Source organism: Pseudomonas sp. 24 E 13 (assembly GCF_900004715.1).
GTDB classification, from domain to species: Bacteria; Pseudomonadota; Gammaproteobacteria; order Pseudomonadales; family Pseudomonadaceae; genus Aquipseudomonas; species Aquipseudomonas orientalis_A.
Genome location: NZ_CVTO01000095.1, coordinates 1 through 4,824, shown reverse-complemented (window position 1 = coordinate 4,824; position 4,824 = coordinate 1). Strand labels below are relative to the sequence as shown.

The following is a 4,824-nucleotide window of genomic DNA, read 5'->3' as shown; positions in this document are numbered from 1 at the left end:
AAAAGTGAGCCGCCGTCAGGGCGGAACCCTAAGTGGCCGTTACCGCAGAAACGGATATGTACTCAACCCAGCATCCCGGCCGGCCCAGAGGCCGTCATCGGGGGCAAGCCCCCTCCCACATTTGATTGGGTGTGCACTTCAAACAAGGAATAAATCATGCGAATCGGACTAGTCGGCTATGGCCACGGAGGGCGCTTCTTTCATGCGCCGCTGATTGCGACGTTGCCAGGCGCGACCTTTGTCGGCGTCGTCACACGATCCCCCGAGCGCCGCCAGCAACTGGCAAACGACCACCCTGGCCTTCCAGCCTTCGACACCCTCGGCCAGATTGTCGAAGCCGGCGTCGACGCCCTCGTCATCTCCACCACCCTCAAAGGCCGTCCGGCCCTGGTGCTCGAAGCCATCGAACATGGCGTGGCGGTGGTCAGCGACAAACCCTTCGCCGCCAACGCCGAGCAGGCCCAGGCTTTGATCACCGCCGCTGAACGCCAAGGCACATTGCTCAGCGTCTACCAGAACCGGCGCTGGGACTCGGATTACCTGACCCTGCGCAAACTCATCGAAGCCGGTGCGCTGGGTGAGATCACCCGTTTTGAATCCCGCGTCGAACGCTACAGCCCCCAGGCGGTGGGCAATCCCAGCGGCGGCGGCTGGTTGCGCGACCTCGGCAGCCATCTGGTGGACCAGGCCCTGCAACTGTTCGGCCCGGTGGACCGGGTATTTGCGCAACTGCACTTCACGCCCGAGCATCCCAGCCTCGATCACGGCTTTTTCGTGGCGCTGACCCATGCCAACGGCGTGATTTCGCACCTGTGGGGCAGTGCCTTGCAAAACAGCCAGGCGCCGCGCTTTCGCGTCAGTGGCACGCTGGGCTGCTACACCGTTGAAGGGCTCGACGGCCAGGAAGACGCGCTGATGGCCGGTAAGTCACCGAAAACCGAAGGCGAGCATTGGGGCGCGGAAGAGCATCGACGCTGGGGCTGGTTCGAACAAGGGTCGGAGCGGGAACGGGTGCCCTCGGAAAAGGGTTGCTGGCCGCAGTTCTACCGGCAGTTGCAACGTGCCGTGCAAGGCCAGGGGCCGCTGCCGGTAAACCCCTGTGACGCGCTGGAAACCACCCGTATATTGGACGCTGCACGCCTCAGCGCCGAGCGCCAGCAGGTGGTTTCGACAAAAATAGAATAAAATTCTAAAACAGGTTGATATGGAAATTATTTTCCAATAAAGTCTTTTCCAGGTTGCATAAAGTACGTCTTGGGCTCGACCCCGGCGACTCAACAAAAACAAGATCAAAAACAACCAGGTACCGTCAGATGAAAGTCTTCAACGCTGTACTGCGAGTTTTACGCCCTGCCCACACGCCCTGCGCATTGCCTCGCGCCCGGCCGTTCTACTTCTCCTTCCTCAACGTGCTGTGCGTCGAAAACCAGGGCGCGCTGGTCTGCTGCATTCCCGGCGCACCGGTGGTCCGCGTGCCTGCCGAACGCTGATAAACGCAACGTCCATAAAACCAACAAGAAAGTGGAGACAGACCGTTCATGAAGACCCCGATCCGTTTTACCGCGCTGGCCCTGTCGATGCTGCTCGCCAGCGGCGTTGCCGTGGCCGCTGACATCAAGGTGGGCGTGAGCATGTCCGCCTTCGATGACACCTTCCTGACCTACCTGCGCGAAGACATGGACAAGCAGGCCAAGTCCTATCCCAAGGGCGACGGCGTGCAATTGCAGTTCGAAGACGCCCGCGCCGATGTGGTCAAGCAACTGAGCCAGGTCGAGAACTTTATCAGCCAGAAAGTCGACGCCATCATCGTCAACCCGGTGGACACCGCCTCCACGGCGAACATCATCAAGGCCGCCACCGCCGCGAAAATCCCATTGGTGTTCGTCAACCGCCGTCCCGACCAGAAAGACTTGCCCAAGGACGTCGTCGCCGTGACCTCCGATGACGTCGAGGCGGGCAAGCTGCAGATGCAGTACATCGCCGAAAAACTCGGCGGCAAGGGCAAGATCGTGATCCTGCTGGGCGACCTGGCGAACAACTCCACCACCAACCGCACCAAAGGCGTGAAGGAAGTCCTGGCCAAGTACCCGGACATCAAGATCGAGCAGGAGCAGACCGGTATCTGGCTGCGCGACAAGGGCATGACCCTGGTCAATGACTGGCTGACCCAGGGCCGCGAGTTCAATGCCGTGCTGGCCAACAACGACGAGATGGCGATCGGCGCGTCCATGGCGCTGAAGTCGGCAGGCACCAAACCCGGCACGGTATTGATCGCCGGGGTCGATGGCACGCCGGACGGTCTCAACGCAATCACCAAGGGCGACATGGCGGCCTCGGCGTTCCAGGACGCCAAGGGCCAGGCCGTGGGCTCAGTAGAGGCGGCGCGCAAGATGGCCAGGCACGAGCCGGTGGAGCAGAACGTGGTGATCCCGTTCAAGCTCATCACCCCGGACAACGTCAAAGACTTCAAGTAGCCCTGAACTCACACCCCTAAGCCGGCAGGGCGGTCACGGCCGCCCTGCAGATGGAGTATCTCCCTATGCTCGCTCATGCCACTGCCTCGCCGCCGGGTATCCAGCCGCTGGCGCAGGACGAACCCTACCTGCTGGAAATTCTCAACATCAGCAAAGGCTTTCCCGGCGTCGTGGCCCTGGACGATGTGCAGCTGCGCGTGCGCCCCGGCACGGTGCTGGCGCTGATGGGCGAGAACGGTGCGGGCAAGTCGACGCTGATGAAAATCATCGCCGGCATCTATCAGCCCGATGCCGGCGAAATCCGCCTGCGGGGCAAGCCGATCACCTTCGAGACGCCGCTGGCGGCGCAGAAGGCCGGGATTGCGATGATCCACCAGGAACTCAACCTGATGCCGCACATGAGCATCGCCGAAAATATCTGGATCGGCCGCGAGCAGCTCAACAGCCTGCACATGGTCAACCACCGCGAAATGCACCGCTGCACCGCCGAGCTGCTGGCGCGCCTGCGCATCAACCTCGACCCCGAAGAACAGGTGGGCAACCTGAGCATCGCCGAACGGCAGATGGTCGAGATCGCCAAGGCCGTGTCCTATGACTCCGATATCCTGATCATGGATGAGCCGACGTCGGCGATTACCGAAAAGGAAGTCGCCCACCTGTTTTCGATCATTGCCGACCTCAAGTCCCAGGGCAAAGGCATCGTCTACATCACACATAAAATGAACGAAGTGTTCGCCATCGCCGATGAAGTGGCGGTGTTTCGTGACGGCCAATACATCGGCCTGCAACGCGCCGACAGCATGAACAGCGACAGCCTGATCTCGATGATGGTCGGCCGTGAGCTGAGCCAGTTGTTCCCGGTGCGCGAGACGCCGATTGGCGACTTGCTCCTGTCGGTGCGTGACCTGAGCCTGGACGGTGTATTCAAGGACGTGTCCTTTGACCTGCACGCCGGTGAAATCCTCGGCATCGCAGGATTAATGGGCTCGGGCCGCACCAACGTCGCGGAAACTATTTTCGGCATCACCCCCAGCAGCAGCGGGCAGATCACCCTGGACGGCAAGCCGGTGCGTATCAGCGACCCGCACATGGCCATCGAGAAGGGCTTCGCGCTGTTGACCGAGGACCGCAAGCTCAGTGGCCTGTTCCCGTGCCTGTCGGTGCTGGAAAACATGGAAATGGCGGTGCTGCCGCACTATTCGGGCAACGGTTTCATCCAGCAGAAGGCCTTGCGCGCCTTGTGCGAAGACATGTGCAAGAAGCTGCGGGTGAAAACCCCGTCGCTTGAACAGTGCATCGACACCCTGTCCGGCGGTAACCAGCAGAAGGCGCTGTTGGCGCGCTGGCTGATGACCAACCCGCGCCTGCTGATCCTCGATGAGCCGACCCGGGGCATCGACGTGGGCGCCAAGGCCGAGATCTATCGCCTGATCGCCTTTCTCGCCAGCGAAGGCATGGCGGTGATCATGATTTCCTCGGAACTGCCCGAAGTGCTTGGCATGAGCGACCGGGTGATGGTGATGCACGAAGGCGAACTGATGGGCACCCTGGATCGCGCGGATGCCACCCAGGAAAAAGTCATGCAATTGGCCTCCGGTATGACCGTGGTCCACTGACTCCAGAATAAGAAGGTGATGGGTTATGAATGCAATAACAGATAACAAGCCGGCCACGGCACCAGTCAAGCACCGTCGACGCATGCCTACCGAATTGAGCATCTTCCTGGTGCTGATCGGCATCGGCCTGGTGTTTGAATTGTTCGGCTGGATCGTGCGCGACCAGAGCTTTTTGATGAACTCCCAGCGCCTGGTGTTGATGATCCTGCAGGTGTCGATCATCGGCTTGCTGGCCATTGGCGTGACCCAGGTGATCATCACCACCGGTATCGACCTGTCGTCCGGCTCGGTGCTGGCCTTGTCTGCGATGATCGCCGCCAGTTTGGCGCAGACTTCCGATTTTTCCCGGGCGGTGTTTCCTTCCCTGACCGACTTGCCGGTGTGGATCCCGGTGGCGATGGGCCTGGGTGTGGGCCTGCTGGCGGGGGCGATCAACGGCAGTATTATTGCGGTCACCGGTATCCCGCCGTTCATTGCGACCCTGGGCATGATGGTCTCGGCCCGTGGCCTGGCGCGTTACTACACCGAAGGCCAGCCGGTGAGCATGCTCTCGGACTCGTACACGGCCATCGGCCATGGCGCGATGCCGGTGATCATCTTTCTGTTGGTGGCGGTGATTTTCCACATCGCTCTGCGTTACACCAAGTACGGCAAATACACCTACGCCATCGGCGGCAACATGCAGGCGGCGCGCACCTCGGGAATCAACGTCAAGCGTCACCTGATCATCGTCT

General features: G+C 61.0%; 5 protein-coding genes. All 5 read left to right on the top strand.

All coding sequences use genetic code 11. The annotated features are described in order from the left end of the window. Window positions 1–156: 156 nt before the first annotated feature. Complete coding sequence (locus BFP90_RS06865) at window positions 157–1,185, top strand: Gfo/Idh/MocA family protein (RefSeq protein WP_065893003.1); 1,029 nt, start codon at window positions 157–159, stop codon at window positions 1,183–1,185. Between the two features lie 128 nt (window positions 1,186–1,313). After that, the gene (locus BFP90_RS28765) at window positions 1,314–1,490 is read left to right on the top strand and encodes a hypothetical protein (protein ID WP_176718023.1); all 177 of its coding nucleotides are present in this window, start codon (window positions 1,314–1,316) and stop codon (window positions 1,488–1,490) included. Window positions 1,491–1,538: 48 nt separating this feature from the next. Continuing rightward, window positions 1,539–2,474: a sugar ABC transporter substrate-binding protein gene (locus BFP90_RS06860; RefSeq protein WP_065893004.1), complete on the top strand. Its 936-nt coding sequence runs from the start codon at window positions 1,539–1,541 to the stop codon at window positions 2,472–2,474. A 65-nt stretch (window positions 2,475–2,539) separates the two neighbouring features. Next, window positions 2,540–4,090, top strand: coding sequence for a sugar ABC transporter ATP-binding protein (locus BFP90_RS06855; RefSeq protein ID WP_065896316.1), 1,551 nt, complete (start codon window positions 2,540–2,542; stop codon window positions 4,088–4,090). 25 nt (window positions 4,091–4,115) lie between these two features. Next, the coding region (locus BFP90_RS06850; RefSeq protein ID WP_065896326.1) for an ABC transporter permease at window positions 4,116–4,824 on the top strand (709 nt) is incomplete at its 3' end.

Coding starts and splice junctions, on each gene's coding strand:
- BFP90_RS06865 (WP_065893003.1), top strand. CDS start 157: ATGCGAATCGGACTAGTCGGCTATGGCCACGGAGGGCGCTTCTTTCAT.
- BFP90_RS28765 (WP_176718023.1), top strand. CDS start 1,314: ATGAAAGTCTTCAACGCTGTACTGCGAGTTTTACGCCCTGCCCACACG.
- BFP90_RS06860 (WP_065893004.1), top strand. CDS start 1,539: ATGAAGACCCCGATCCGTTTTACCGCGCTGGCCCTGTCGATGCTGCTC.
- BFP90_RS06855 (WP_065896316.1), top strand. CDS start 2,540: ATGCTCGCTCATGCCACTGCCTCGCCGCCGGGTATCCAGCCGCTGGCG.